Below are 25,894 nucleotides of genomic sequence, written 5' to 3'. Positions count from 1 at the left end.
GTTGCAAAGAGGTTGATTTGTCAATGGCTATTTCGTAATAGTCTGCACAACGGAAATTCGCCAGGGAGGAAGCGATGACGAAGACCATTCGTCTGACCATGACGCAGGCGCTCGTGCGCTATTTAAGCAATCAATTCACCGTTATCGACGGCAGCAAGGCTCCGCTGTTTGCGGGCGTGTTCGCCATTTTCGGTCACGGCAATGTCACCTGCCTGTCCGAGGCCTTGGAGGCCGCGCAGGACGTCCTGCCAACATGGCGCGGCCAGAACGAGCAGTCGATGGCACTGGCTGCGATCGGGTTCGCGAAAGCGAAGCGCCGGCGCCAGATCATGATCGCCGCTACCTCTATCGGCCCGGGCGCTCTGAACATGGTGACCGCCGCAGGCGTCGCCCATTCAAATCGGCTTCCGGTACTGATGCTTGCCGGCGACACCTTTGTCAGCCGCCGGCCGGATCCGGTGATGCAGCAGGTCGAGCACTTCGGCGATCCTACAGTAAACGTCAACGACGCGTTCAAGGCGGTGACTCGCTACTGGGACCGTATTGTCCATCCCGAACAGATCATCTCCTCGCTGCCCCAGGCGGTCGCGGTTCTGCTTGATCCGGCCGACTGCGGGCCGGCTTTCATCGCCCTTCCCCAAGACGTGCAGGAGGTCGTCTGGGATTATCCCGAGTCCTTCTTCGAACCCACGGTCCATGCGATTCCGCGCCCCCGGCCGGATCGCGCGCGTCTCGAAGAGGCGGTGCGTCTTCTCAAGGCGGCAAAGCGTCCGCTGATCATTTCAGGCGGCGGCGTGCGTTACTCCGGTGCGGAGGCTGCTGTTGCGAAATTCGCCGAGGCGCGCGGTATTCCGCTTGCCGAAACCATCGCCGGTAAGGGCACGGTGACGCACGACCATCCTGCCCATGTCGGGCCCATTGGCATCGTCGGCTCGACATCGGCGAACGCGCTTGCGGGTGAGGCCGATGTGATCCTGGCCGTCGGCACGCGGCTCATGGACTTCACGACGGGATCGTGGAGTGCGTTCAGCCCCGACGCCAAATTCGTCTCGATCAACGCCGCGCGGTGGGATGCCACGAAGCACCGGGCTCTCGCCGTGGTCGGCGATGCGCTGGAAACCATCAACGAGGTCGAGGCCGCGCTCGGTGACTGGAAAGCCGAAAGCGGCTGGACCGAAAAAGGCAAGGTCGAGTTTGCCAAGTGGAACACCGCGCTCGACGGATTCCAAAAACCCACGAATGACCCGGTTCCGACTTACGCGCAGGTCGTCGGCGTGGTCAACGCGAAGGCCGGCGAGCGGGATCTGCTGATCACCGCGGCAGGCGGGCTTCCCGGGGAAGTCATGAAGAACTGGCGCGTGAAAGAGCCGAACACCTTCGACTGCGAGTTCGGATTTTCCTGCATGGGCTATGAGATCTCAGCCGGATGGGGTGCGGCGATGGCGGATCCGAGCCGCACGCCAATCGTGATGATCGGCGACGGCACCTACATGATGATGAATTCCGACGTCTACTCATCGGTCCTCGCCGGCCACAAGATGATCCTGATCGTCTGTGACAATGGCGGTTATGCGGTGATCAACCGGCTGCAGAATGCCAAGGGCGGCGCGTCGTTCAACAACTTGATCAAGGATTGCCGGGTCAAGGAGCCGTTTTCGGTCGACTTCGCCAAGCACGCCGAGGCCATGGGCGCCCTCACGCGGCGGGTAGAGAGCCTTGCCGATCTCGGCCAGGCTGTGGAGTGGGCCAAAGGGACGGATCGCACCACCGTGATCACCATCGTCTCCGATGGCTACACCTGGACACCCGGCGACGCCTGGTGGGATGTCGGCGTGCCGCAGGTCAGCGAGCGGGCCGAGGTGCGCGAGGCCCATTCGGTTCAAGCCGAAGGCCGCAAACGGCAGCGCATCGGAGTCTAGGTTTTTCGGACGCCCCCTGGGGCGTCCTCTGCCGGAACGATGCCACACTCCCTGAGCATTGTTCCGGCAGTTTTTTCGCGGCGCCAAAAGTGGGCGGCGGCAGCTGGAATGATGATGGAGATCAAGATGAGAGCCAAGCTCGGCATCGCGCCGATCGCCTGGTGGAACGATGACCTCGCCGAATTGAGCGACGACGTTTCGCTGGAGGAGTGTCTGCGGCAGGCCCGTGAGGCCGGCTTCACCGGCATGGAGACCGGCCGCCGCTTCCCGATGGACGCGGCGGTTCTCGAGCCCATTCTGAGGCAGCACGGCATGAGCGTCTGCGGCGGCTGGTTCTCCGGTCTGCTGCTTGACGGCGATATCGAAGCGGAGAAAGACCGCATCGCCCAGCAGATGCAGCTCTTCAAGGCCGTCGATGCCCCCTGCATCGTCTACGGCGAGACTGCAGGCACCATACAGGGTGATCTCCGCGCCGCTTTCCACCAAGCGGCGGCTCTCGGAAGACGAGATCAGAATCTATGGTCGCAAGATGACTGCCTTCGCCGAATGGTGTTCGGACGAGGGCATGCCGATTTCCTACCACCACCACATGGCCGCGCCGATCGAGACCGAGGAAGAGCTCGACTTCCTGATGAAACATTCCGGCGAGGGTCTGGCCCTGCTTTACGACGCCGGCCACATGGCCTTTGCCGGCGGCGACGTGCTGCGGGTGGTCGACAAGCACCACGCCCGCATTTCGCATGTACACACCAAGGATATCCGCCAGGCAGTCGTGGACGGGCTCGACCGCACCCGGGAAAGTTTTCTCGACGCGGTGGTCAAGGGAGCCTTCACCGTGCCCGGCGACGGCTCGCTCGACTTCGAGGCGATGATCAAGCGCTTGGCGAGCCACGGCTACGAAGGCTGGTTCGTCGTTGAAGCCGAGCAGGATCCCGTCAAAAGCCCGCCGCTCGAAATGGCGAAGATAGGTCACAAGGAATTGCTGCGCGTCATGGCCGCGGCTGGCTACACAGTGGAGGACAAGGCATGAACCGGATGGATGGTAAGATCTGCGTCGTCACCGGATCGACGCAAGGACTGGGCGCGGCTATCGCTCGCCAGCTCGCCCGAGCCGGAGCCGCTGGCCTCGTCACACTTGGTCGTAACGAAACCAAGGGCCGCGCGGTGGCCGCAGACATTTCGCACGCCACGGGCGTGCCCGTGCACTATGTCAACGCCGATCTTGGCAATGTCGAGGATTGCCGCCGCGTGATCGCGGAAGCGGAGCGCGTTTTCGGAAGAATCGACGTGCTGGTCAATGCAGGCGCGCGGACGGACCGAGGCACGATCCTCGACACATCGCCAGAATTGTTCGACGCCCTGTTCGCCGTGAATGTACGCGGACCTTATTTCCTCATGCAGGAAGCCATCCGGCACATGATCGGCCATGGCATCGAGGGTGCGATCTGCAACATCGGCTCGATTTCGCAGCAGGCCGGCCAGCCCTTCATCAACGTCTACTGCGCCACCAAGGCGGCACTGGCGACACTGACCCGCAACACGGCATTTTCCGTCATGAAGAACCGCATCCGCGTCAACCAGCTGGATATCGGCTGGATGGCGTCCGACCACGAGCGGGAATTGCAGGCGAGCGAGAAGGGCGATCCCGACTGGGAAGCGAAAGCCGTTGCACACCTGCCCTTCGGACGCCTGATCGACCCCCGCGAGGCGGCACGAGCGGTCAACTTTCTCGTTTCGGACGATGCGGGTCTCATGACGGGTGCGGTGGTGGATTACGACCAGACCGTGCTTGGCGCCGCACCCGGTCCCATGGCCGTGCCTGAGAAGGCGATGGCGCTCTGAAGCCATTGGAACCGTCGAAGCGGAGACGGAAAAGAAAGCAGCTGCCCTGTGAGGACCCACATCACTCTTCTGGGCGGCTCCGATAACGGATGAACCGGCGGCCCTGCCGCCAGAAGGAGAGCAAGATGCGGACCATTAAGGGGCCAGCTGTGTTTCTGGCTCAATTCGCGGGCGACGAAGCACCGTTCAACAGCATCGAGGGATTGGCCGGCTGGGCCTCGGCCAAGGGCTTCAAGGGCGTGCAGATACCGACCTGGGACAAGCGCGTCATCGATTTGAAGCAAGCGGCTGAAAGCCAGACCTATTGCGATGACTATGCCGGCAAGCTCGCCGAACACGGCCTGGTTGTCACCGAACTGGCGTCGCATCTGCAAGGTCAGCTTGTGGCCCTGCATCCCGCCTACGATCATCCGGCGGATTCCTTCGCCGCACCCGAGGTGCGGGGCAATCCGGCCGCACGGCAGGCGTGGGCAGTCGAGCAGCTTCATCTCGCCGCCAAGGCGTCGAGGCGTTTCGGCATAGACCGCCATGTCACCTTCTCAGGTTCGCTGCTGTGGCCGTTCCTCTATCCCTATCCGCAATGGACGGATGGGCTGATCGACGACGGTTTCGATGAGCAGGCTCGGCGCTGGCGGCCAATCCTTGATGCCTTCGACGAGAGTGGCGTGGACCTGTGCTACGAAATCCATCCTGCCGAAGACCTGCATGACGGGCTGACCTTCGAGATGTTCCTGGAGCGCGTCGGCAACCATCCGCGCTGCAACATCATGTACGACCCCAGCCATCTCGTGCTGCAGGCGATCGATTATCTCGCCTACATCGACCACTATCACGAGCGCATCAAAATGTTCCACGTCAAGGATGCCGAGTTCCGGCCGGACGGTAAGACCGGCGCCTATGGCGGCTTCCAGCCCTGGATCCGGCGCGCCGGCCGCTTCCGCTCCCCAGGCGACGGACAGATCGACTTCAAGGCGATTTTCTCGAAACTCTCCGGCTACGACTTCGACGGCTGGGCGGTGCTCGAGTGGGAATGCTGCCTCAAGAATTCAGAGGACGGCGCGGCTGAGGGAGCCCGCTTCATCGCCGATCACATCATCCGCGTTTCCGAACGCGCCTTCGACGACTTCGTCAAGGCCAGTGCGGACCGCACGATCAACGATGCCATTTTAGGTATCGACAGGGGGGCACGCTCGTGACTGCTGATTTTCAGCGACCGCTTCGGCTCGGCATGGTCGGCGGCGGCGAAGGCGCCTATATCGGCAACATCCATCGCATCTCCGCCCGGTTCGATGGCGCCTTCCAGCTTGTAGCCGGCGCGTTCGACGCGGATGCAGCGCGCGGCCACCGCTTCGCGGCAACGCAAGGTATCGATCCCGCCCGATCCTATGACGACTTCAAGGCCATGATCGCCGCGGAAAACGATCGCGAGGATCGCATCGACGTGGTGGCGATCTGCACGCCAAACCACACCCATTTTCCGATCGCCAAGGCTTTTCTCGAGGCCGGCTACGAGGTGATCTGCGAAAAGCCGCTGACTAACACACTCGAAGACGCGATCGCGCTCGAGCAGCTGGTGCGCGAGACCGGACGCTTCATGGGCGTGACCTATACCTATTCGGGGTATCCGATGGTGCATGAGGCGCGCGAGATCGTGGCAGCAGGCAAGCTTGGCGCGATCCGCATCGTGCAGGTGGAGTATCCCCTGGAATGGATGGCGACGGCCATCGAGACCGCCGGCAATGTCCAGGCCGCCTGGCGCACCGACCCGAAGCGATCGGGGCGTGGCGGCTCGATCGGCGACATCGGCACGCACGCCTATCATCTGGCTGGCTTCGTGACCGGGCTGAAGCTGGAGTCCCTGACAGCAGACCTCGCTTCCTTCGTCGAGGGACGCGTGCTTGACGACAACGCCCATGTGCTGCTGCGCTACGAAGGGGGCGCGCGAGGGCTGCTTTGGTCGTCACAGGTCGCACTCGGCTGCTCGAACGGGATCCGGCTGCGTGTCTTCGGCGAAAAGGGCGGGTTAACCTGGTTCCAGGAGCAACCGAACGAGCTGATTTTCTCACCGCTGTTCGGTCGCACCGAGACCATCAAGCGGGGTGCTGACGATCTGAGTGAGGCAGCGAAGGTGCGAACCCGCACACCGCCCGGCCATCCCGAGGGCTATCTGGAGGCCTTCGCCAATCTCTATCGCGGCTTTGCCGAAGCCATCCACGCCCGTCGCGAGGGGCGCAAGGCAGCGGCAATAGGGTTGAACGTGCCGACCGCTTATGACGGGCTGAAGGGTGTGGCATTCGTCGATGCAGTCGTCGATAGCGCCGAAGCCGAAGGGCAGCCATGGCTGAAACCTCACGCCGTCTGACAGGCCATCGGGGGTGCGCCGACGCAAGGTCGGCGGGCCCTCAATCCTTCCGGGGAGTCTGGGTCAAAACTCAAGTAGCTGGCTACCCAAGTGGTCAGGATGGAAGGGGAGTTGCCCGCTGCCGGAACGAGAAGTTAGCGCCAATGGCGGCCGTTCGGAGGCATGTTCCGGAATGACTTCATGGGGGCTGGACGCGGAATGGCAGCTCTCGTGCTACTGACCTTAGAGAGCGGACCGTAGGTGGGGTGGACGTCGTCACCACCTGACCTTTTCTAGCATTGAGTTCCAGCCGGTCTGCGGCGTAAACGGAACGCGATCATGCCGCCGGCGCTACTCAATGCGATTTGATTAGTCGGCATAGCAATCTGACGACCAACGCTAGCTCTGCACGCGTGTCGAAGATTTTCAGGCTGGTCAACCACGTTCGTGGCTTGGCGGCAAAGGACGCCCGCCCCGAACGCGCATACTATCCTGAAAGAACTTCTTCATCTCGCGAAAAGCGGAGAATCCAAAACAGCGGGCAAGCCTTGTCGGCGCAGTAGTGCCCACGCCACAGCGGCGGGCAATCGCGGCCGCGCTTTCAAATGCAATGATCTCCGGCTTTTCAAGTGCTTGCCGAGCTACCTTCTCGAGAGCGGGGGTCAATCGAAGCTCGCGCTTCGCGATCGCAGTTTTGATCTCATCAAGACATTTGGGTCTGTGTGCAAGTACAGGCGATTTCATCCGAAACCCTCCAGACCTTCGAAGAATCGGTAGCCAGCTAGCCCTGAAATCCAGCCCATGACGGCAAGGCGTTCACGAGCCACGTCAGCCCAATCGCTCTGAAGCAAACGATCCAGGCGACGCGGGGAATACGACGGTCTTGTTCCCGTTGAGGAAAACCCGACGATGGATATGGGCGTGGATTGCCCGGGCGAGCACCTGTGCCTCGACGTCGCGGCCGAGGCTGACATAGTCCTCGCTGGACTGCGCATGCGTCACGCGGATCGTGTCCTGCTCGATGATGGGTCCTTCGTCCAGGTCAGCCGTCACGTAATGCGACGTAGCCCCGATCAGCTTCACACCTCGGTCGTGGGCCTGTTTGTACGGATTGGCGCCTTTGAACGAGGGCAGGAAGGAATGGTGGATGTTGATGATCCGGCCAGACATTTTCTGGCACATCTCGTCCGAGAGAACCTGCATGTACCGCGCCAGGACGACCAACTCGGCGCCCGCGTCCTCGACCACGCGCATCTGATGTGCCTCTGCCTCGGCCTTGTTCTCTTTCGTTACCTTGATGAGGTGAAACGGGATTTCGTGGTTCACGACGACCTTCTGGTAGTCCATGTGATTGGAGATCACTCCGACGATGTCAATCGGAAGCGCTCCGATACGCCAGCGATACAGAAGGTCGTTGAGGCAATGGCCAAACCGCGAGACCATTATGATGACCCTGCGCTTGACGCTCTCGTCGAAGAATTCCCACTCCATGCCGAACTGCGAGGCGATTGCTTTGAAGCCCGAACGGAGTTCTTCCAGCCCCCATCCGCCTTCGGAGCGGAAGCTCATCCGCATGAAGAAGTTGCCGGTGTCGGCGTCGTCGAACTGCGCGCTGTCAGTAATGTTGCAGGTTTGGTCGGCGAGGAACGTCGAGATCGCCGCGACAATCCCCCTGGTCGAGCGGCATTTGACGCGAAGTGCAAAGTTCAACATTGGCTCTCTTCCTGGGCGGACTTACGCCTGAAGGCTGCGGCGGAACGCCGTCAGCGTATTGGAAAGCAGGCAGGCGATCGTCATGGGGCCGACGCCGCCAGGGACCGGCGTTATGGCGCCGGCGTGGGCCGCCTCTGCGAATGCGACATCGCCCACGAGCTGCGGCTTACCGTCTCGCGTCACGCGGTTGATGCCGACATCGATCACGACCGCACCTGGCTTGATCCAATCGCCTCGGATCATCTCTGCCCTTCCCACTGCTGCCACCAGGATGTCGGCTGACCGGCGCCAGATCGCGGGTATGCGAGTGCGCGATGGTGACGGTGCAGTTTTCGGACAGCAGCAACTGGGCCATCGGCTTGCCGACGATGTTGCTGCGGCCGATGATGATGGCATGCAGTCCGGACAGGTCGCCGAGCCTTTCCTTCAGGAGCATCAGGCAACCAAGTGGTGTGCACGGCACCAGCGCCTCCTGGCCGGTCGCCAAGCTGCCGGCATTTTGGATATGAAATCCATCAACGTCCTTGCTCGGCACAATGGCATTGAGCACGGCGCTTGCATCGATCTGCGGCGGCAACGGGAGTTGCACGAGGATGCCGTGCACTGCGGGATCGCCGTTCAGCTTCTCAATCAACCCGAGGAGGTCATCTTCGGTGGTCCGCACGGGCAGCCGGTGCTCGAAGGAAGCCATCCCCGCGGCAATAGTCTGGCGATGCTTTGAGGAGACATAGACGGCGCTGGCCGGATCGTCACCCACCAGTACGGCCGCCAGACCAGGCACCAGGCCGGTCTTCGCTCTGAGTGTCGCAACATCAGCGGTGACCTTGCCCGCCAGAACGGCCGCAGCGGCCTTCCCGTCGATGATCATTTCAGGACGTGGACTTTCCATGGCAAATCCTGTTTTCCAAAACGCTAGATACTGCCTGCACCGGTTCCGAATGACGAAGCCGGAGGGCCCATGCTTTCTGATCCGGCAAGAGTCCCGACGTTTGGTGATCCGCCGGCTCAGCCCAGAACGCTCGCTAGACTGACGGGGGCACCGGTCTTCGCCGACACCGTTGCTGCCTCTGCCATCGCCAGCGCGGCAATGCCGTCGTCTAGGGTGACGGGAACCGCCTTGCCACCATTGACTGCCTCGACAAAACCGGCCCATTCGGCGGCATAGGCCGGCATGTAGCGCTCCGGGAAGAAGTAGGTCGGCTTGGCCCCCGTCACGCCAGAGGTGGTGGACTTCACCACCGTGTTTTCCAGCATGTTCTGCGCCTGCAGTAGCCCTTCGGACCCCAGAAGTTCCACGCGCTGATCATAGCCGTAGACAGCGCGGCGGGAGTTTTGATGACCGCGATCCGGCCGTCCGCGTAGGTCAACGTGACGACAGCCGAGTCGACGTCTCCGGCTGCCCCGATCTCCGGATCGACGATAGAGGATGCCACCGACGTGACCGCTACGGGAGCAGTTCCCATGATGAAATTCGCCATGTCGAAATCGTGGATCATCATGTCCCGGAACAGGCCACCAGATACCTTGATGTGGGCAACCGGAGGCGGCGCCGGGTCGAAGGACGTAATCGACAGGAGTTCGGACTTGCCGATCTCACCTCTTCAGCGGCCGCCTTCAGAGATGCAAAGTTCGGATCGAAGCGGCGGTTGAATCCTATCATCACCGGGCGGCCAGTTCCGGCGGCAACTTTCTGGCAAGCGTGTGCGCGGGCAAGGCTCAGATCCACAGGCTTCTCGCAAAGCACGGCCTTGCCGGCGACAGTCGCCCGCTCGATCAGGTCGGAGTGAGTATCGGTCGAAGTTGCGATTAGCACCGCGTCGATCGAGACATCGTTGAGTATGGCGTCAGTGGTCCGAGCCTCGGCATCATACTGGGAAGCGAGCTTTTCCGCGGCTGCGGCATTGATGTCCGACACCGCGACGAGCGTGCTGTCGGGATGCGACGAGATAGCCGTCGCGTGAACGCCGGCGATACGTCCGGCACCGAGAAGGCCGACTTTGAGCATAGTTGTCCTCTAGCTTTGCTGTGTGTCTGGTTGATCTTTAGATCAGCGAGAAAGTTTTGAACGCGCTTGCCCGCTGATGGGGGACGAGCCCGTCCCTCCCCATTTGAAGGATGTCTCTGGATCTGGTTTAGGCTTTCGCCTGCTCCAGGAATTGGCGGTATTCCGCCTCCGCGATCGCAACATTGTGCTGCGGCTGCGGGTAGGCTCCCGAACCGACGTCGGCGACGAATTCCTTGAACGCCGCAATCCGCTCCTGTTGGAGCCGCGCATACTCGGCCGCGAAATTGCGATAGGTCTTGGCATGGCGCGGCTTATGGCCATCGGTATGGCCAAGCACGTCCTCGGCGAACAGATATTGCGCATCGGCTCCCGGCCCGGCCCCCATGCCGAGCATGATCATCGAAGTGTTCTTCGAGATGAATGCACCGACTTTGTCAGGGACAACTTCAAGCTCGGCGCCGAAGCAGCCGATGGCCTCAAGCTGCTTCACCTGCTGCCAGACTTTCAGGGCTTCCTGCCCGGTCTTGCCCACCGCCCGAAAGCCTGTCCAGGTGATGTAGGAAGGAATGAGGCCGACATGTGCGACGATTGGCACGTGATTATCGCATAATGTCTTCTGGATGTCATAGGAGGCAGCGCAATAGAAGCAGTCACCTCCCATCGCTGCGAAGTGGAAAGCTGCTCGCAGATAGTCCTCGGCAGTTGCGAGAGGTCGGCCCTCAAAGGTTCCCCAGCCACCATACGGCAGACCGACCTGGACGAAGCAGCGCCCAGCCGCCTCACGCATTTGAGGACTGAAAAAGCGCCCCTCGATCGACAGCATCTGGATCCCCGCCGCGTTCGCGGCCGCGGCCTCTTCTTCCGTGGTGACATAAAGCATCGAGATCTTCTCGCCGCGCGCCTTCATGGCGCGAATGTCTGCGACGGTGGGCCGGGTGTTCTTGGTGACCATTCTTGTTCCTCAGACGGTGAAAGCTTCGCGGAAGGCTAGTAGCGCCGCCTCGGGATCACCGGAGGCAAACGCCTCCATCCCAACCGGCCCGCGGTAGCCCATGTCTTTAAGCGCGCGGGCGATGCCCCGGTAATTGATCTCGCCGGTGCCGGGCTCCATGCGTCCGGGAACGTCGGCCACCTGGACCTCGCCGATCCAAGGCAGACAGGCGCGACAGAGCGCGATCAGATTCCCTTCGCCGATCTGCGCATGGTAGAGATCGAGATTGAGGCGCAGGCCCGGTCGGTTGACGCTCGACACCAGCGCAAGTGTGTCTTCGGCGCGCCCAAACGGCACGCCGGGATGGTCGACCGGAAGGTTCAGATTCTCCAGCGTGAAGGTCACTCCCTCGGCCTCGGCTAGATCCGCGATACGGTTCAGCGTCTCGCGCGCCTTCAGCCACATCGCGCCGGTTATCGTTTCGCAAGGCGTGACCGGCATGCCGCCATCGCCGAGCCCGGTGCCGTGCAAATTGAGCCGCGCGACGCCGAGGCGCTTGCCAACCGCCGCCGTCTCCTTTGCTGTCTTCAACAGTTCGGCGGCACCCTCGTCGTCGGCAAGCCTGCCGCGCAGATAGCCGTTCATGATCGAGAAGATCGCGCCGGATTTCTCCAGCATTGCGAGGTCGTGATCGGGCCAGTTCCAGAGGCCGACCTGGAAGCCTATTTCGGTGAGGCGCTTGACGCGCCATTCCATCGGCCGGTCGCGCCAGAGCATCTCGGCGCATGCCGCAAGCGTAAAGGTATCGGACATGTCAGACCTCGATATACACGCGGCCGTCCTCGACCTTTGTCTTGTAAGTCTTGAGGTTCTCGCACGCCGGTGGCGTCTCTACTTCGCCGGTCGTGAAGTCGAAAACGGAAGCATGCTTGGGGCACTCCACCGTATTCCCCATGACAAGACCGTCGGCAAGGTGGATCTTCTCATGCGTGCAAAGCCCGTCTGTACAATAGAATTCGTCCGCGTCGTTGCGGAAGATTGCGAAGGTACGGTCGCCATTCTCGAAGCGTTTAGCTTCCTCGGCTTCGATTTCATCAGCGGCACAAGCGTCAACCCAGGGCATTGATTCTCTCCTCAGATATCTTGCGGTTTGAAGTCTGCGGGAGCGGACGGCATCACGCCCTGGAGCAGCGCGACGGACTTCTCGAGTCCCTCCAGCGAATTCAGAAGGACGTCTTCGTGCTCGATGGAAAGCCAGCCGTCATAGCCAGCCATCTTGAGTCGGTAGCAGAACTGCCGCCACCACTCCTCGCCGTGCCCGAACCCAAGTGTAATGTAGCTCCAGGACCGTGCCGGAATGTTCATCAGGCTCCCATTCTCAAGCAGCGAGGTCGTTGCCTGAACCGGCCGGTTGAGCATCGTATCCTTGGCGTGAACGTGATAGACGGCCTCGCCTAGCGCGTCGGCGGCAGCGAGAGGATCAGCGCCCATCCAGAACAGGTGCGAGGGGTCGAGATTGGCGCCTAGGACAGGTCCGACCGCTTCCCGCAGTTTCAGGAGCGAGGGCACGTTGTATACGCACTGATTGCCGTGGAGTTCGAGCGCGATGCGATCGACACCGTTTTCCTTCGCCAGCGCCGCGATCTCGGTCCAGAAGGGTATCAGCTTATCTTCCCATTGATATCTAAGGATGGTCTGCGTTTCCGGCGGCCAAGACGAGACGACCCAGTTCGGCATGCTGTCGCCAGCGCTGCCAGCCGGCAGACCGCTCATGGTGCAGACGGTGCGAATGCCCATCTCTCCGGCGACGCGGATCGTGTCTTTCAATCCTTGGCCTTGGGCCGGATCGGTCGGGTGCAGCGGATTGCCGTTTGCGTTGAGGCTGATGATCTCCAGGCCGCGTTCCTCGAAGGCTGCAGCAAACCGCTTCTGCGCTTCCCTGTTACCCAGCATGGACGAAAGCCGGAAATGCGGGGCGGTCGACCAGCCGCAGGCGTTTACTTCGATGCCGGATACCCCCATGCGCTGGGCATGATTAAGCACCGCGTCGAACGGCAGATTGCCGAGACTGTCTGAAACGAAACCCAGCTTCACGCGTAGAACTCCGGCTTTGCAATCATCTGCACAGGCGTACGACGGGCTTCCTTCAACGCACTCACGCCAGCCTCGGCAACGATTGCGGCGCAATAGCCGTCCCAGCAATCCGAGGCGGTCGTGGGGAACTCACCGGTCATGACAAAGCGAAGGAAGTCGCGGTTCTGGCGGCGATAGGCATCATAGTACCTGGTCCGCCAGTCGGCGTCGTAGCTTGTGCTTTGGGCAAGCGCCGACTCCCTGTGGGTGTAGGCAATGTTGTTCGTCGCCACCGCTCCGCGCTCGCCGATCAGTTCGGCGCGGACGTCATAGCCGTAGGCGGCGTTGTTGTTGATCTCGATATTGACGAGCTGCCCGTCCACCGTCTCCAGCACCATGACGACAGGTGCGACACGCGCGTCCGAGCGGCGCGGCTGGAACGCGGAAATAGAGGCATATTCTGTCCCGAGCACGTAACGCACGACGTCGAATTCGTGCGGTGCCGAATTCGTGATGGCCATAGCGCCGGTAAAATCGGCCGCAGGTGTCTCAACATTGCGGTGAAAATTGTGCATCATCAGCGCCCGGCCGAGATGACCATTATCGAGCGCTTGCTTCATTTCCTGATAGGAGCGGTCGTAACGCCGCATGAAGCCGAGCTGGACGAATTTCGCCCCTGCCTTCTGTTCGGTTTCCATCACGGCGATGCAGTCAGCGGACGATTGTGAAAGGGGCTTTTCGCACAGAACGCGCTTGCCCATGGCAATACAGGCCATCGAGAGAGGTGCATGCGTGAAATCGGGGCTCGCAATGATCACGGCGTCCACGTCGTGCCGCGCGATGGCGCCGTTGGGGTCGGTGGCAATGTCGACGGCACCACATGCATCGGCGACCAGGCGAGCGCGCTGCTGATCCATGTCGCAGATCAATTGGAGCTTTGCGCCTGGAAGCTCCTCGGCGACTATCTTGGCATGATCTGCGCCCATCAGGCCGGCGCCGATCACCGCAATGCGGATTGTCATCTTAGTCCTATTCTTTGCGTTTCTAATTTACGGGGCAGCGGCGCGCCGTGATGCGCAGCCGACTTGCCGGGGCTCCAGGGAAGGGTCTACGGAGCGGCTGATCCCTCCAGCACCTGGAAGGACGGCGGATGGCCTTCATGCTCGGCCATGTAACCTTCGACCTGGGCTTCCAGGCCGGCCATGGTCTCGCCGCCAGCCATCAGATCCGTGATCTCCTCGCGGGACCTTTGGCCCTTGCGGAAATCATCGGCGATGGCGCCGCGGATCAGCACCGCGAAATGGTCGCCGACAGTCATGGCGTGCATGACCTGATGGGTGATGAAGACCACCGCCAAGCCACGCTTCTTGGACTCATTGACGATACGCAGCACGTGGGAGGCCTGCTTGACGCCGAGCGCCGCGGTCGGCTCATCCAGGATCAGCACGCGCGCTCCAAAATACACAGCGCGGGCAATGGCAAGCGACTGGCGCTCTCCGCCCGACAGGCCGCCGACTAGGCGGTCACCGTCATCAATGCGGGTAATTCCGAAATCCCGGACCGCTTTCACCGCGATCTCGTTGGCGCGCTTGCGGTCGTAGATCTTGAACGGTCCCCAACCTTTGGTCGGCTCGACGCCGACGAAAAAGGACCGCCCGATGCTCATCAGCGGAAACGTGCCGCCGAACTGGTGCACCGTGGCGATGCCCCGTCCCTGCGCATCACTCGGCCCAGTAAAGGTCACCGGCTGACCATCCATCAGTATCTGGCCGCTGGTTGGTTTGTGGACCCCGGCCAGGGTTTTGATGAGGGTGGACTTGCCGGCGCCATTGTCGCCGAGAAGGCAAAGCACTTCGCCGGCGCGCACCCTCAGCGAAATATCGTGCAGGACATCGATCGGCCCGAAGGATTTGTTGACGCTTTTCAGCTCGAGAATGGCAGGTTTGTCGTTCATGGCGTGCGCACCTCTTCATCTGCGAACCGGCTTGGCTGATGCGGTTGATCGGCCAGGGTATTCATCGAAGCTCGATGCCCGTTGACGGAAGCGAGTTCAGGGCCCGGCTGCTGTAACAACTCGTTTCTCATGGGTTTGCTGGCTCCCGCGGCAGGCTTCGCTTACCCCGCGGTCTGAAGTACAAAGCCAAATCGCGGAACGACTGGTTCATCAGCACGGCCACCAAGAGCATCACACCGATGATCAGGTTCGACCAGTTTCGGTCGATCTGGGTGAAGTAGATGCCCTGGCTGACTATGGCGAAGGTGATGGTGCCGACGAAGATACCAACAACCGACCCGAAACCGCCGGTCAGCAATACGCCGCCCACCACCACGGACACGATGGCGTTGAAGATGAAGTTCATGCCGCCGGAGACTTGGGCGGAATTGAACAGGATCGCCTGGCAGATGCCAACAAAGGTGGCGCTGACTGCGGACAACACAAACAGCGCAATGGTCATGCGGTCTGTCGGAATTCCGGCGTTGCGGGCGCTGACACGATCGCCGCCCATTGCAAACAGCCAGTTGCCGTAACGGGTCTTGTGCAGAACGAAGCCGATGATCACGGCGAATGCGATCCACCAGATGATGATGACCTGGTGACTGCCACCGATCAACTGGCCGAACAGGAATTTGGCCCAGCCCGGCGCGGTCAGGGCAACGCTGGCAGTCCCGGTCAGAAGCACCGAAGCACTGAGCACCACCCCCTGCATGGCGACCAGCGTGGCCAGAGTAATGATTAGCGAGGGCACGGAGGTGCGGATCGTCAGCAGGCCGTTGACCAGGCCGACCGCCACGCCGACTGTCAGCGCCCCAGCAATTCCCACCCCAATGGGCAGTCCGTAATAGCCGGTGAGTATGGCGGTTGTCATGGAACCCGCGGGGATCAAAGCGCCGATGGAGATGTCGAGTTCGCCCGAGATCATCAGCAGCCCGACTGGAATGGCGACAATGCCCAGATTGGCCGCGAAATTGACCCAACTCGCTGCACCAACGAGCGTGCCCAAACTGGCGCCGCCGAACAGAACGAAGAACAGCACGACGCCGATAAGACTGAGGATCGAGCCGGCTTCGGGACGGCGCAGCACCGATTTGATTGCGTCCATCATGACTGCGGCCCCTTCTTCGACGAATAGCTGAGCGCCAGCTGCCGGAAGGTGTCGTTGGTCAGCACCGCGATCAAAAGAAGCGCGCCAATTATGACGCTACCGATGTTGGGATCCATGCTCGTGAAGTAGATGCCCTGGTTCACGATCGAGAAGGTAATCGTGCCAAACACGATGCCAACGATCGAGCCGAAGCCGCCCGTGAGCAGAACGCCCCCAATGACCGCACACATGATGGAATTGAAGATGAAGGACTGACCGGCCAGAACCTGCGCACTCTGGTAAACCATCACCTCGCTGACCCCAACGAAAGCGGCGCTGAAGCCGGACAGCATGAACAGACCAATGGTCAGCCGTTTGGTCGGAATGCCGACATTACGCGCGCTCTCCTTGTCACCGCCGAGTGCATAGATCCAGTTGCCTATCGGGGAGATGTGCAATAGCCAGAACAAGCCAATCACGAACACCACCCACCATAGGATCGTGACTTGAAACATGCCGCCGAGATAGTCGCCGAAGATTACCTTGGTGAGCGGGTCCGGCACGAGCGAGACGCCGGTGCTGCCGGCGATCTTGACGGTGAGACCTAGCGTCAGACCCATCGTGAGGAACATGGTGCCAATGGTGATTGTGAGCGACGGGATGGTGGTTCTCGTCACGAACAGCCCGTTGAGAAAGCCGACAGCGAGGCCGAGACCAAGCGCGGCCGTTATGCCAAGCCAGTTGGGCAACCCATAGTGACCCGAGACGATGGCAGCGGTGAGAGACGCCGCGGGGATCACGGCACCGACCGAGATGTCGAGTTCCCCGGCGATCATCAGCAACCCTATCGGCAGCGCGATGATCCCGATCTCAGACGCGATGTTCAACCAGCTGGCCGTGCCGGCTGCCGACGTGAAGGCACTTCCGCCGAACAGGCCAAAGAAAAGCAGAACTGCGACCAGCCCGAGGAACGAGCCCGCCTCTGGTCGACGCGCCAGCCGGCCGAGGGCTAGTCCGGACCGCGTGCGGTGAGGCGCCGGGGTTAATGTGGACGTCACGGGATGTGCCATTAGGGTAATCCGCGATCACGCGGCCGGCCGCGATGTGGCCGCCGCAGAGAGAGGGAAAAAGGGCCGCCCGCTGTAAAGCGAGGGCGGCCCAGGCGGGAGGATTATCGCGCCCCTGCTTTCACACCGGCGATGGTGGCGTCGACGTTTGTCTTGTCGATGATGCCTGGTCCCGTAAGGATTTCGCGGGTGGGCACCGCCAAGCCGTAATTGACGTGGCCGTTCAGGATCGCTACAGCTAGGTATCCCTGCAGGTAGCCTTGCTGGTCGATCGCGCAGGCTTGCTTGCCATCCTTGATGTTGTTCAGGATGGTTTCGTCAAAGTTCATGCCGCAGAGTTGCACTTTCCCAACCTTGCCGGCCTGGGTAAGGCCGTTCATGGCCGAGTTGGCGTCAACGTTGCCGATGGTAAAGACGGCATTCACGTCCTGGTGCTGCAGCAGATAGGCTTTGACCGCCTGGGCGACGGCCGTTGCCGAGCCGAAGGATGTAGCGGGCAATGGCAGGACGTCGGCTTCGCCACCGCCGTTCTTCATCCCCTCCTTGAAGCCGCCGCAGAAGGCCTCAATATTGGCGGCGCCGGGCAGCGTGTTGATGCAGACGCCCTTCTTGTTGCCGGCCTTGGTGAGGTACTCGCCAGCCGCGACACCGCCTTTGTAGTCGTCTGAGCCGACATAGTTCATGGCGCCAAGACGATCGGCCGCTTTCAGCCCGCCGGCGTTGTAGATGATCAGGGGAATGCCAGCATCCCTCACTGCCTTGAACGCCGGGTCCATCGCTTCCGGCACCCAGTCCGGGCCGACGATGGCGTCGGCCTTCTGATCGATGGCCTGACGGATCAATTCGGCGGCGTCCACGCCCAGATTGTCATAGTTCTGCGGCCCGAGCCAGGTGACCTTGCCACCTTGGGCCTCGACGACCTTGCCAGCGTCTTCAGCACCGCGCTTTACGATCGACCAAAACGGATCGTCCGGCTTGCCGCCAACCACGAAGATATTGGCAGCGAGCGTCGCGCCGGCGCTGAATCCAATCAGCACCGCTGTCGACACGAGTGTCTTGAAAAGCTTCATAATCTTCCTCCCAATTTACCCCGTGGGGTCTCAACAAAAAAGTCTTGCTGTCCCGGGCCCACTCCTCTCAGGCGCAGTCGAAACAGCGTTTGGATCGTTATTCCGCCGGCATTCCAGACGTGGGATCGCTGCGGCCTTCCTGCTGGCCACGCATTTTTTCCTTCTTCTTGCGGAAGCGGGCCTTCATGACCTCATCGGCTTCTTTGCTGCCGTCGTGCCAAGTGCCGAACAGCTTATCGAGGGGTACCAGCCCATCACCGCCGTAGTTCACCTCGAAATACTTGTGGTGTAGGTAGTGCACGTACGAATGGCTATCGAGTTTAACCTTGTCGGTGATTTCGAATGTCTCGAAGCCGAGGTGGCCGTTCACCGCTCCAAATCCCGCTCCGTGCAGCGTGAAGTAGGCGCAGACCGGATTAGAAAGGATCAACAGGTGCAGCCAGGCTTCAGCATGATAGAGGAAGCCTTCGCCTGGGTGCATCGACAGCGACGACCAGGGACTTGGATTGATCGAGTTATGGTGGACCGAATGCACCCATTTGTAGAGCGGCGGCCAATGGATCGCCCGGTGAAGGAAGAAGAAATAGACCTCATGCACCGCCGGCGCGATAAGCACCAGGAACGAGAGGTAAAGCCAATTCGTCGTCCATGGCAGCCAGACCGCCCAGCTGTTTGCATAGACCCACAGCATCACGATCTCGACCACTGTCCATAGTGGTATCGTGACGAAAAACGAGCGGGTGAAATTGTCGATGTTCTGGCTTTGAAACCAAAACACGTCAGACGGCGCGTCCGAAGGGAATTTTGGATTATATTTGAAGCGGTTCTGTTGCTTCCGCTGGAAGTAATAGCGCAGCTCGAAGAAGCCATAGAAAAGGAATATGCCGGCGGCGTTTAGGCCGTATAGCCAGAAGTAGTTGAGAACTGAGAAGGTCGCGAGGCTCTGCCAGCTTGGGATAAGGAAGTTCACCCAAATAATCGACGTGGCAATATGAAAGGCGTTCCACGGCCAGAGAAATTCAGGAATCCACGCCACCACCTTCTTTGCATTGAACGGATGATGCCAGATTGGCGCCGGCTCGGCCCGGCGATGCGGAGCCCAGTTACCGCGTTTATCGCGCGTTCCATACTGAAGGTCATCCATCGTAACAGCGCCTCCCTGCGGAGCTATTCCCAACTGGGCTCGTCCAAACATCGGCCCTCAATTGGGTGGCATTCATATCGGAGGCTTGATATTTCTAGAAGGCGAAAATAGTATCAAAGCGACATTTGTATCATTTAATATCAGTCATGATGATATAGATGGGATGGAGCTCATGAGGCGACCGACAATCCACGATCTCGCTACTGCGGCAGGCGTTTCGGTGGCGACCGTGAATCGAATTCTAAGTGGCACCGTTTCAGTACGCCCGAAGACCGTCCAACGAGTACAAAGCGCAGCGGAGGAAATTGGGTTTTACGGAATCGGAGCCATTGATGATCGGGCTCGTAAAATATCTCCACACTACCGATTGGGCTTCCTGCTTCAGCAGTCGACCCGTGATCTCTACCAATTGTTCGGGAAGAAGATTATTGCCGCCTGTCGCGAGCGTCGCGACGAGGTCATCGATCCAATAGTCGACTTCGTGGATCTGCTGACGCCGGAGACAATCGCGAGCGGTCTGATTGCGCTGGGCGATTCATGCGACGCCGTTGCGGTGGTCGCGGCAGATCATCCCATCATTGGCCAGGCCATCCGTTCGCTGAACGAGATGGGCAAACCGGTTGTCTCCTACATCACGGATCAGTCCGCGCCGGAAAGGGCCGCATATGTAGGCACCGACAACTGGAAGCTGGGGCGCACTGCAGCCTTCCTGATTACCCAAACCACTCACGGACCGGGTCGTATAGCGGTTTTCATAGGCAACCACCGGTATCAATGCCAGGATGTGTCAGACGCCAGTTTCCGTTCCTATTTGCGCGAGCACGCTCCACGGCTAGCGGTAGAGGAAAGCCGTCCGACCCACGAGGAAGCCAGTGAGGCCTATCGAATGGTGACTGAGCTTCTGAAATCGACTGACGATCTTGTCGGAATTCTGATCGTCGGCGGCGGAATAACTGGTGTACTTCGTGCCTTGAGGGAGGTGTCTCCTGAGCGGCGGTCGGGTATCAAAGTAGTATGCCGTGACATTGGACCCGAAACTCGAAAGGGACTGTCTGAGGGCCTGATCACTGCAGCTCTTTGCCACCCGCTCGAATCGACCTCGGCCCTTCTTGTCCAAACGATGATCGATGTCATTGGACCGCAAGCACCATTTGCCACCCTTCAGCGATCCATACCTTTTGAAATCGTCACGCCGGAGAATATCTGACGCAGATGTCAGCTACTGGCGCGGGCGTCCTGCGACCCGATAGGATGTCGCTTTCAGGTGACGCACAAACGGACCTCAACGGCTATATTTGGGCGCGGAGCGGCTATGCCCTGCTTCACCTGCGAGTCTGCTTCGGGTCAGATCGCGTCATCGAACCTTCGAAACTGAACGACCGCCAAGGTATCGAATTCGGTCGTTCAGAGTGGGTTTGAAGCAAATCAGAAATTCTGCTGACCCATGGCCTTTTCGATCAGCTTGTCGATCGATACCGCCAGCACGAGAAGCAGTCCCGTCACGATGAGGCGAACGTAGTTCTCGACGCCCATCAGGTTGAGCCCGTTCTGGACTGTTCCGATAACAAGCGCGCCCAACAGGGCCGCGTGAATGGAGCCGCGGCCGCCGAACAGGCTGACGCCGCCGATGACGGTGGCGGCAATTGATTCCAGCAGCAGCGTGCCGCCCCCTACTCCGCCACCGGAGAAGACGCCAACGCCTAGTGCCCGCGACGCGCCCAGTACGCCAGCCAGCGCAGCGATAGCGCCGGCAATAGCGAAGGCCGCCATCTTGATGCGCGCAACCTTGACGCCGGCCCGTCGCGCAGCCTCGTCATTGTTGCCGACCGCATAAAGATAGAGGCCGAACCGGGTTTCCTTGAGGATATACCCGCCTATCCCGAGCAGGATTGCAAAGATCAAAACCACAACTGGTATGCCCTGATGTGCGTTGAGGATCATCACGACGATGGCGCCAAAAATCGCGGCCGCGCCGAGCGGCAGCACAAATCGGCTGAACAGGGAAGCTTCCAGACCGGCGCGCTTTCTGCGGGCAATGCCCGACAGGACCAGAGCGGCAAACGCGACGAGCCCAATCGCCAGCGCGCTCCATGACGTGATCCCCGAAATCTTAGTCTCTGCAATCTTGTCGATACCGGTTCCCATCAAACCGTAGCGGGCGGTCGGAGGCAAAAGCACGAGTTGCAAGCCATTGAGAGCCAGTCCGAGCCCCAGCGTCACCACGAAGGACGGTACGCCGACAAACGTGACCCAGCGCGCCGAAAAGCTGCCGATAGCAGCACCCATTACGATTGCGACCGTCACCGCCAGCCAGGGCGAAACGCCGTAGTCGACAACCAGCTTGGCCATCAGGACCGATGTCACGCCGTTGATCGCTGCGACCGACAAGTCTATTTCCTTGACCAGCAGCACGAACATCAGACCGATCGCCATGATGCCCACAACCGTGCTCTGGACGAGCAGGTTCGACAGGTTCTGCGGTGTCAGGAAGACATTGCTCTGGAGCGCGAAGAACACCCACAGCGCCACCAGCCCGATTATGACGGGCAGCGCACGCATGTCGCTGTTGAGCACTTCGCCGATGGTGCGGCGTTTGACGTCACCGGAAGCGGCGGCCGAGTTTGCCATTCTTGACGTATCCTTCTGATACTTTTCGCCCCGCGGGGCTCAGCCAGCGAGGTTGACTGCCTCGTTGCCACCGACCATCGCGTTGACCACTTGCTCGCCTGTCACTTCACTCGATTTAAAACTCGCGACGTTCGCGCCCAGGCGCATGACCTCTATGCGGTCGGTGGCGTTGACGACGAAATTGTGGATGTCGTGGCTAACCACGACTATGCCGAGCCCTTCGTCGGCCAACGTGCGGACCAGGGCCGAGACCTGTTCGGCTGCGGAGTGGCTGAGTGCGGCTGTCGGCTCGTCGAATATGACGACCTTCGGCGTCCACAGAATGGAACGTGCGATGGCTATGTTCTGTCGCTGGCCGCCAGACATTGCTCCGACAGGACGCGTCAGTGACAGCTGGCCGAGTCGCATGCGCGTCAGCACCTCGCGGGCACGAACTTCGCACTCCGCACGCCGGATCCGTCGGCCGAACCATGTCGGACCGGTCAGCTCGCGCCCGAGAAACAGGTTCTGCACGGCGTCCAGATTGTTGCAGAGCGCTAGATCCTGATAGACGGTCTGGATCCCAAGGGCAGTGGCGTCGGCAGGATTGCCGATTTTCGCCGGTTGGCCTTCGATGGTGTACTCTCCAGAGTCGAAGCCGAAGACGCCCGCCATGATCTTGACGAGCGTGGACTTGCCGGCGCCGTTGTCGCCGACCAGGGCGACCACCTCGCCGGCGTGGACGTCCACCGAAGCCCCCTGAAGAGCATGGACCGACCCGAACGACTTACGGATATTGCGCATCGAAATTAGCGGCGTGGATTTATGCGCCGCACGAACATCGGCGCCGCCGCGGGTTGCTGCCGCTTTGACCATCAGGCTCCTCCCATCAGGTGACCGAAGGACAGCGAGCGCCGCTGTCCTTCGGTCGATCTCGCTATTTGTTGTTCTTCTTGCAGACTTCGGTGTCTTCGATGCCCTTGCAGATTTCTGGCCAGGTCCAGACGCCGGCGGTGACGACGTCCGAGAGATTATCCAAGGTGATGTTCTTCACCGGCAGGAAGACAGCCGGCACATCCATGAACTTGTTGTTCACTTTGCCGTTGATCAGATCCTTTGGCACTCCTTTGCCATTCAGGATCGAAGCCACGACGTCCGCCGCATAGGTCGCTTCAACCTTGAGATCCTTGAGCACGGAGTTGTCCTGCCATCGCTGTGCGACGTACCGCAACGCTTCAACGGTCGCGTCCTGTCCGCCGGTCACCAGCTTGTCGCCAGGCTTGGCCCCCTGGCTGATCAGAGCGGCAACCGAGCCTCCGGTGGTACCGTCATTCATGCCGAGGAAGACATCGACATCACCGCCATTGCGGGTCAGGCAGTCTTCGGCGAAAGATTGAGCCAGCGCCGGATCCCAGTTCTGCGTGTACTGCTCGCAGACGACCTTCACCTTGCCGGAATCGATCAACGGCTGAAGGAATTCGTTCTGGCCCTTTTCATACTGGCCTGTACCGTATTCGCCCTCATTACCCTTCACGCGCGCAACCTTGACCGGCGACTTCTTCATTGCGCTGATCAGCTCGGCGGCGCGCTTGCCTTGGGCTTGGCCAACTGACAATGAGTCGAAGACGACGTGCGCTTCGGCCTTGCCGCCGACCGCGTCGTGATCATAAAGGACCACCGGCACCTTCGCATCAGCTGCCGCCTTAAGACTGCCAGCGGCGAGGTTTGCGTCCGTCGCCGCGAGCACGATCACGCTGGCGCCTTGGGTGATGGCGTCTTCGACCAGCCGCTGCTGCCGCGCCGGATCCCCCTCGCCATTCTGCACGGTCACCTGAGCGTTCGGCGCCTTCTCCTTCATTGCCGCGACAAAGAACGGCGCGTCCCGGCTTGTGAAGCGAATTGTCGTGGTATTCGGCAGTAAAAAGAACACTTTCTTGGCATCTTGAGCATGTGCCGCCGCCAAGGCGCTTGCCATAGCGGTTGCCGTCAGAAATGCGGTCAGAAGTCGCTTCATAGTTTCCTCCCATGGAATACTCAGTTCGCCCCCCTTCACGACGGCACGGGGCACCCCCGAACCGGTTTAAGGATAGGCTGCAACGAAAATTGCAAGATATAAATATTCCGCAATGAACGATGTGTCAACGATGCGACAATGAAATCTTTGCATCGTGCGAAACGCGCAATTTCTATTGCGACATCCAGGCTCGAGTGCACCTGGCGCGCTTGGTTCGCAACCGGAATGCCAAGGACGCGGAACGCCCGGGTTGTTGTCGGGGAACCGCTACTGCCCGGTGACGGTGGGTATGCGCGGACTGACAGCGTTGTTCTGCAGTCGCGCCGCGAGTGCAACCGTCAGCGCCTGGGCGAGGCACATTGGGGCGGCAAGCGAACGGGAAAAGGTATATTCATGCTCCGGTACGGCGAAGAGAACACTGGCGTTCTTGGCTAGCGGAGACAGCGTGCTGTCGGAAATAGCAATTATCGGAACTTCGCTGCGAGCGGCCTCTTCCACGACATTGACCACTTCATTGGCGTAGAAGCGAAAGGACACGGCAAACAAGACATCGGTCTTGCGGATCATGCGCGCCATATGCGTAGCAAGTCCGCCGCCGGGATCAAGCAGCACGCAACGTTTGCCCAGCATCGTCAAGATATAGCGGAGAAGTTCGACCACAGGCGTCGATCGCAACTGCCCGATCAGGTAGATCGCGTCGGCCTTTTCGAGAAGGGTCACTGCCTTGGCCAGATCCTCGGGTGGTATCTGTGTCAGCATGTCCTGAAGCGAGGCAATGTCGCGAACCACGAGGTCGCGCATGAATCCGACTTCGCTACGATCTGTTCGCGCTCCCAATTCGCCTTCCAGCGCCTTGATACGAGCCTCGAAGCCGGGCGCGGCGGTCGACAGGCGCTTCTGAAAGAGAGACAGGAGTTCCTTGAAGCCTTCATAACCGAGCGCCTGCGCAAAGCGCACGAAGCTTGAGGCATGCACTCCGCTGCTATCCCCAATTGCATTCACCGACCTGACAGCAACGTCGTTAGGATTCTGGGTGAGATAGAGCGCGATCTTCTGGTAGGATTTGCTCATTTCGTCGTAGCGGTCGTGGATGAGCCGGATGAGCTCTTCATAGTCACGCGGCGCTTCAGCGGTCGGTTTCATGTTGCACTCTTTCGCAATATTCATTGCACAATGACGCGTCTGCGTCGATTCTGCTAGTGAAATCAGGTGCAACATTGTTTAAGCAAAAGCGCGTGCATGTTGGCGATCAAGCCCGAGCCGCATCATGACCTAGATGCCGAAATCGGGAGGACAATCAACGCGCGAAGATGCTTCGTGCGAGGCCGTCCCTTGCTACCGACGTGAGGGTCGACCGGTCTTCACGCTGTTGCGGCTCGCCCCATCTGATTCACTGTCGGCAATCAGCGAAAGGTAGCGCTCGAGAGCCTTCGAGAACTTGGCTTGCCAGATCTCATGCGCAGTGCGGAGATCTCCGTCGCGCAAGCTTTCGAGTAGCTTGACGACATACTTCTCGGCGTCGCCCTTTCGGTCTGTATAGACAACGCCCAACTGATGGTTGAAGCGCCTCACATCTGCGGTCAGCTCGGAAAAGTAGCGGATGGTCCGCTGCAATCCCGTCGCGTCAATGATCGCTTGCTGGAACTCAAGATCGTTGCGAACGGTCTCGACCTGGCTATCGAGGTTAGCAAACTTGACGGCATTCTCAGCCAATTTTTCGAGACGCTTGAGGTCAACCGAAGCTAGGCGACCTGGTTCCGCGAGCAGATGGTCCAGGGCAATTTTTCCTAGAGCCATCCGGATATTGTAGACTTCGATGACGCTGTCTGCGTCCACCGCCCTGACAGATGCTCCCTTGTTCCGCTTGATCTCGACGAACCCCTCGCGAGCAAGCAGGCGCAATGCTTCCCGGACCGGATGCCGGGAGACGTTCAACATGTCGGTAAGCTGTTGCTCGACGAGCCGGTCGCCGGGCTTGAAGTGCCCGGCAATGATCGCGTTCCGGATTTGCTCCGCAGCGAACTGCGTGCTTTCCATCTGCGTCATGGGAGCCAGAATGGCGCCTGTTTCATTTGCGTGTCGCAT

At 60.3% G+C, this 25,894-nt stretch carries 23 protein-coding genes and 3 pseudogenes; 6 read left to right on the top strand and 20 right to left on the bottom strand.

Translation table 11 applies throughout. From position 1 onward, the window contains the following. Nucleotides 1-98: 98 nt before the first annotated feature. From iolD to NKJ09_RS24255, 5 genes and pseudogenes are all read left to right on the top strand, one after another. Nucleotides 99-1,919, top strand: a complete 1,821-nt coding sequence (gene iolD, locus NKJ09_RS24275) for a 3D-(3,5/4)-trihydroxycyclohexane-1,2-dione acylhydrolase (decyclizing) (RefSeq protein ID WP_502901318.1) — start codon at nt 99-101, stop codon at nt 1,917-1,919. Nucleotides 1,920-2,045: 126 nt separating this feature from the next. Continuing rightward, a pseudogene (iolE, locus tag NKJ09_RS24270) lies at nt 2,046-2,949 on the top strand (myo-inosose-2 dehydratase). Next, nucleotides 2,946-3,761 (top strand): SDR family oxidoreductase, encoded by an 816-nt coding sequence (locus NKJ09_RS24265; RefSeq protein WP_352494519.1) that lies wholly within the window; start codon nt 2,946-2,948, stop codon nt 3,759-3,761. Before iolE ends, NKJ09_RS24265 begins: the two are co-directional and overlap by 4 nt. Before the next feature lie 125 nt (nt 3,762-3,886). Next, nucleotides 3,887-4,957, top strand: a complete 1,071-nt coding sequence (locus NKJ09_RS24260) for a sugar phosphate isomerase/epimerase family protein (protein ID WP_031193888.1) — start codon at nt 3,887-3,889, stop codon at nt 4,955-4,957. Between the two features lie 32 nt (nt 4,958-4,989). After that, complete coding sequence (locus tag NKJ09_RS24255; protein ID WP_023718623.1) at nt 4,990-6,123, top strand: Gfo/Idh/MocA family protein; 1,134 nt, start codon at nt 4,990-4,992, stop codon at nt 6,121-6,123. Nucleotides 6,124-6,537: 414 nt separating this feature from the next. Here the strand turns inward: NKJ09_RS24255 and NKJ09_RS24250 are convergent, their stop codons facing one another. The 15 genes and pseudogenes from NKJ09_RS24250 to NKJ09_RS24180 form a co-directional block, all read right to left on the bottom strand. Further along, the gene (locus NKJ09_RS24250; protein ID WP_084642600.1) at nt 6,538-6,846 is read right to left on the bottom strand and encodes a MurR/RpiR family transcriptional regulator; all 309 of its coding nucleotides are present in this window, start codon (nt 6,844-6,846) and stop codon (nt 6,538-6,540) included. Between the two features lie 84 nt (nt 6,847-6,930). Beyond that, the gene (gene purU, locus NKJ09_RS24245; protein WP_352494520.1) at nt 6,931-7,815 is read right to left on the bottom strand and encodes a formyltetrahydrofolate deformylase; all 885 of its coding nucleotides are present in this window, start codon (nt 7,813-7,815) and stop codon (nt 6,931-6,933) included. A 21-nt stretch (nt 7,816-7,836) separates the two neighbouring features. Then, nucleotides 7,837-8,683 (bottom strand): annotated as a pseudogene (gene folD / locus NKJ09_RS24240) (bifunctional methylenetetrahydrofolate dehydrogenase/methenyltetrahydrofolate cyclohydrolase FolD). A 137-nt stretch (nt 8,684-8,820) separates the two neighbouring features. Then, nucleotides 8,821-9,383 (bottom strand): annotated as a pseudogene (locus NKJ09_RS24235) (Gfo/Idh/MocA family oxidoreductase). Further along, nucleotides 9,311-9,820, bottom strand: a complete 510-nt coding sequence (locus NKJ09_RS24230; RefSeq protein WP_352494521.1) for a Gfo/Idh/MocA family oxidoreductase — start codon at nt 9,818-9,820, stop codon at nt 9,311-9,313. The pseudogene NKJ09_RS24235 and the gene NKJ09_RS24230 overlap by 73 nt, the downstream one beginning before the upstream one ends. Before the next feature lie 127 nt (nt 9,821-9,947). Continuing rightward, nucleotides 9,948-10,772, bottom strand: a complete 825-nt coding sequence (locus tag NKJ09_RS24225) for a 3-methyl-2-oxobutanoate hydroxymethyltransferase (RefSeq protein WP_023718628.1) — start codon at nt 10,770-10,772, stop codon at nt 9,948-9,950. 9 nt (nt 10,773-10,781) lie between these two features. Then, complete coding sequence (locus tag NKJ09_RS24220) at nt 10,782-11,564, bottom strand: TIM barrel protein (protein WP_352494522.1); 783 nt, start codon at nt 11,562-11,564, stop codon at nt 10,782-10,784. A gap of 1 nt (nt 11,565) precedes the next feature. After that, a complete protein-coding gene (locus tag NKJ09_RS24215) occupies nt 11,566-11,874 on the bottom strand; it encodes a MocE family 2Fe-2S type ferredoxin (RefSeq protein ID WP_023718630.1) in 309 nt (102 codons plus the stop codon). A gap of 11 nt (nt 11,875-11,885) precedes the next feature. Beyond that, complete coding sequence (locus NKJ09_RS24210) at nt 11,886-12,845, bottom strand: sugar phosphate isomerase/epimerase family protein (RefSeq protein ID WP_023718631.1); 960 nt, start codon at nt 12,843-12,845, stop codon at nt 11,886-11,888. Continuing rightward, nucleotides 12,842-13,846, bottom strand: a complete 1,005-nt coding sequence (locus NKJ09_RS24205; protein ID WP_023718632.1) for a Gfo/Idh/MocA family oxidoreductase — start codon at nt 13,844-13,846, stop codon at nt 12,842-12,844. Before NKJ09_RS24205 ends, NKJ09_RS24210 begins: the two co-directional genes overlap by 4 nt. An 86-nt stretch (nt 13,847-13,932) precedes the next feature. Further along, on the bottom strand, nt 13,933-14,778 hold the full coding sequence (locus NKJ09_RS24200) for an ATP-binding cassette domain-containing protein (RefSeq protein WP_023718633.1): 846 nt from the start codon (nt 14,776-14,778) through the stop codon (nt 13,933-13,935). Between the two features lie 127 nt (nt 14,779-14,905). Then, the gene (locus NKJ09_RS24195) at nt 14,906-15,928 is read right to left on the bottom strand and encodes an ABC transporter permease (protein ID WP_502897180.1); all 1,023 of its coding nucleotides are present in this window, start codon (nt 15,926-15,928) and stop codon (nt 14,906-14,908) included. Further along, complete coding sequence (locus NKJ09_RS24190) at nt 15,925-16,965, bottom strand: ABC transporter permease (RefSeq protein WP_352763977.1); 1,041 nt, start codon at nt 16,963-16,965, stop codon at nt 15,925-15,927. Before NKJ09_RS24190 ends, NKJ09_RS24195 begins: the two co-directional genes overlap by 4 nt. Before the next feature lie 113 nt (nt 16,966-17,078). Continuing rightward, nucleotides 17,079-18,044, bottom strand: coding sequence for a sugar ABC transporter substrate-binding protein (locus tag NKJ09_RS24185; RefSeq protein ID WP_352494524.1), 966 nt, complete (start codon nt 18,042-18,044; stop codon nt 17,079-17,081). A gap of 97 nt (nt 18,045-18,141) precedes the next feature. After that, complete coding sequence (locus tag NKJ09_RS24180) at nt 18,142-19,188, bottom strand: sterol desaturase family protein (RefSeq protein ID WP_023718637.1); 1,047 nt, start codon at nt 19,186-19,188, stop codon at nt 18,142-18,144. A gap of 172 nt (nt 19,189-19,360) precedes the next feature. On the opposite strand from NKJ09_RS24180, the gene NKJ09_RS24175 reads away from it, so the two are divergent. Next, the gene (locus tag NKJ09_RS24175) at nt 19,361-20,395 is read left to right on the top strand and encodes a LacI family DNA-binding transcriptional regulator (RefSeq protein WP_352494546.1); all 1,035 of its coding nucleotides are present in this window, start codon (nt 19,361-19,363) and stop codon (nt 20,393-20,395) included. Nucleotides 20,396-20,613: 218 nt separating this feature from the next. On the opposite strand, the gene NKJ09_RS24170 is transcribed toward NKJ09_RS24175, so the two are convergent. The 5 genes from NKJ09_RS24170 to NKJ09_RS24150 all read right to left on the bottom strand — a co-directional run bounded on the left by NKJ09_RS24170 (nt 20,614) and on the right by NKJ09_RS24150 (nt 25,894). Further along, nucleotides 20,614-21,816: a sugar ABC transporter permease gene (locus tag NKJ09_RS24170; RefSeq protein WP_023718639.1), complete on the bottom strand. Its 1,203-nt coding sequence runs from the start codon at nt 21,814-21,816 to the stop codon at nt 20,614-20,616. A gap of 39 nt (nt 21,817-21,855) precedes the next feature. After that, nucleotides 21,856-22,671: an ATP-binding cassette domain-containing protein gene (locus NKJ09_RS24165; protein ID WP_023718640.1), complete on the bottom strand. Its 816-nt coding sequence runs from the start codon at nt 22,669-22,671 to the stop codon at nt 21,856-21,858. Between the two features lie 61 nt (nt 22,672-22,732). Further along, nucleotides 22,733-23,809, bottom strand: coding sequence for an ABC transporter substrate-binding protein (locus NKJ09_RS24160; RefSeq protein WP_352494525.1), 1,077 nt, complete (start codon nt 23,807-23,809; stop codon nt 22,733-22,735). Between the two features lie 267 nt (nt 23,810-24,076). Continuing rightward, on the bottom strand, nt 24,077-25,027 hold the full coding sequence (locus NKJ09_RS24155; RefSeq protein ID WP_352763973.1) for a MurR/RpiR family transcriptional regulator: 951 nt from the start codon (nt 25,025-25,027) through the stop codon (nt 24,077-24,079). A 117-nt stretch (nt 25,028-25,144) separates the two neighbouring features. Continuing rightward, the gene (locus NKJ09_RS24150; protein WP_051409654.1) at nt 25,145-25,894 is read right to left on the bottom strand and encodes a GntR family transcriptional regulator; all 750 of its coding nucleotides are present in this window, start codon (nt 25,892-25,894) and stop codon (nt 25,145-25,147) included.

Source organism: Mesorhizobium sp. M0189, assembly GCF_040322135.1.
Taxonomy (GTDB): Bacteria; Pseudomonadota; Alphaproteobacteria; order Rhizobiales; family Rhizobiaceae; genus Mesorhizobium.
This window is presented reverse-complemented; position numbering and strand designations above follow the sequence as displayed.

What these genes read in the sequence shown, in the direction of transcription:
- NKJ09_RS24195 (WP_502897180.1), bottom strand. Translation starts at nt 15,928, where the DNA reads ATGATGGACGCAATCAAATCGGTGCTGCGCCGTCCCGAAGCCGGCTCG.
- NKJ09_RS24265 (WP_352494519.1), top strand. Translation starts at nt 2,946, where the DNA reads ATGAACCGGATGGATGGTAAGATCTGCGTCGTCACCGGATCGACGCAA.
- NKJ09_RS24180 (WP_023718637.1), bottom strand. Translation starts at nt 19,188, where the DNA reads ATGGATGACCTTCAGTATGGAACGCGCGATAAACGCGGTAACTGGGCT.
- iolD (WP_502901318.1), top strand. Translation starts at nt 99, where the DNA reads ATGACGCAGGCGCTCGTGCGCTATTTAAGCAATCAATTCACCGTTATC.
- NKJ09_RS24220 (WP_352494522.1), bottom strand. Translation starts at nt 11,564, where the DNA reads ATGTCCGATACCTTTACGCTTGCGGCATGCGCCGAGATGCTCTGGCGC.
- NKJ09_RS24175 (WP_352494546.1), top strand. Translation starts at nt 19,361, where the DNA reads ATGAGGCGACCGACAATCCACGATCTCGCTACTGCGGCAGGCGTTTCG.
- NKJ09_RS24165 (WP_023718640.1), bottom strand. Translation starts at nt 22,671, where the DNA reads ATGGTCAAAGCGGCAGCAACCCGCGGCGGCGCCGATGTTCGTGCGGCG.
- NKJ09_RS24200 (WP_023718633.1), bottom strand. Translation starts at nt 14,778, where the DNA reads ATGAACGACAAACCTGCCATTCTCGAGCTGAAAAGCGTCAACAAATCC.
- NKJ09_RS24185 (WP_352494524.1), bottom strand. Translation starts at nt 18,044, where the DNA reads ATGAAGCTTTTCAAGACACTCGTGTCGACAGCGGTGCTGATTGGATTC.
- purU (WP_352494520.1), bottom strand. Translation starts at nt 7,815, where the DNA reads ATGTTGAACTTTGCACTTCGCGTCAAATGCCGCTCGACCAGGGGGATT.
- NKJ09_RS24255 (WP_023718623.1), top strand. Translation starts at nt 4,990, where the DNA reads ATGGTCGGCGGCGGCGAAGGCGCCTATATCGGCAACATCCATCGCATC.
- NKJ09_RS24205 (WP_023718632.1), bottom strand. Translation starts at nt 13,846, where the DNA reads ATGACAATCCGCATTGCGGTGATCGGCGCCGGCCTGATGGGCGCAGAT.
- NKJ09_RS24250 (WP_084642600.1), bottom strand. Translation starts at nt 6,846, where the DNA reads ATGAAATCGCCTGTACTTGCACACAGACCCAAATGTCTTGATGAGATC.
- NKJ09_RS24260 (WP_031193888.1), top strand. Translation starts at nt 3,887, where the DNA reads ATGCGGACCATTAAGGGGCCAGCTGTGTTTCTGGCTCAATTCGCGGGC.
- NKJ09_RS24230 (WP_352494521.1), bottom strand. Translation starts at nt 9,820, where the DNA reads ATGCTCAAAGTCGGCCTTCTCGGTGCCGGACGTATCGCCGGCGTTCAC.
- NKJ09_RS24160 (WP_352494525.1), bottom strand. Translation starts at nt 23,809, where the DNA reads ATGAAGCGACTTCTGACCGCATTTCTGACGGCAACCGCTATGGCAAGC.
- NKJ09_RS24155 (WP_352763973.1), bottom strand. Translation starts at nt 25,027, where the DNA reads ATGTTGCACCTGATTTCACTAGCAGAATCGACGCAGACGCGTCATTGT.
- NKJ09_RS24225 (WP_023718628.1), bottom strand. Translation starts at nt 10,772, where the DNA reads ATGGTCACCAAGAACACCCGGCCCACCGTCGCAGACATTCGCGCCATG.
- NKJ09_RS24215 (WP_023718630.1), bottom strand. Translation starts at nt 11,874, where the DNA reads ATGCCCTGGGTTGACGCTTGTGCCGCTGATGAAATCGAAGCCGAGGAA.
- NKJ09_RS24170 (WP_023718639.1), bottom strand. Translation starts at nt 21,816, where the DNA reads ATGGCAAACTCGGCCGCCGCTTCCGGTGACGTCAAACGCCGCACCATC.
- NKJ09_RS24150 (WP_051409654.1), bottom strand. Translation starts at nt 25,894, where the DNA reads ATGCGACACGCAAATGAAACAGGCGCCATTCTGGCTCCCATGACGCAG.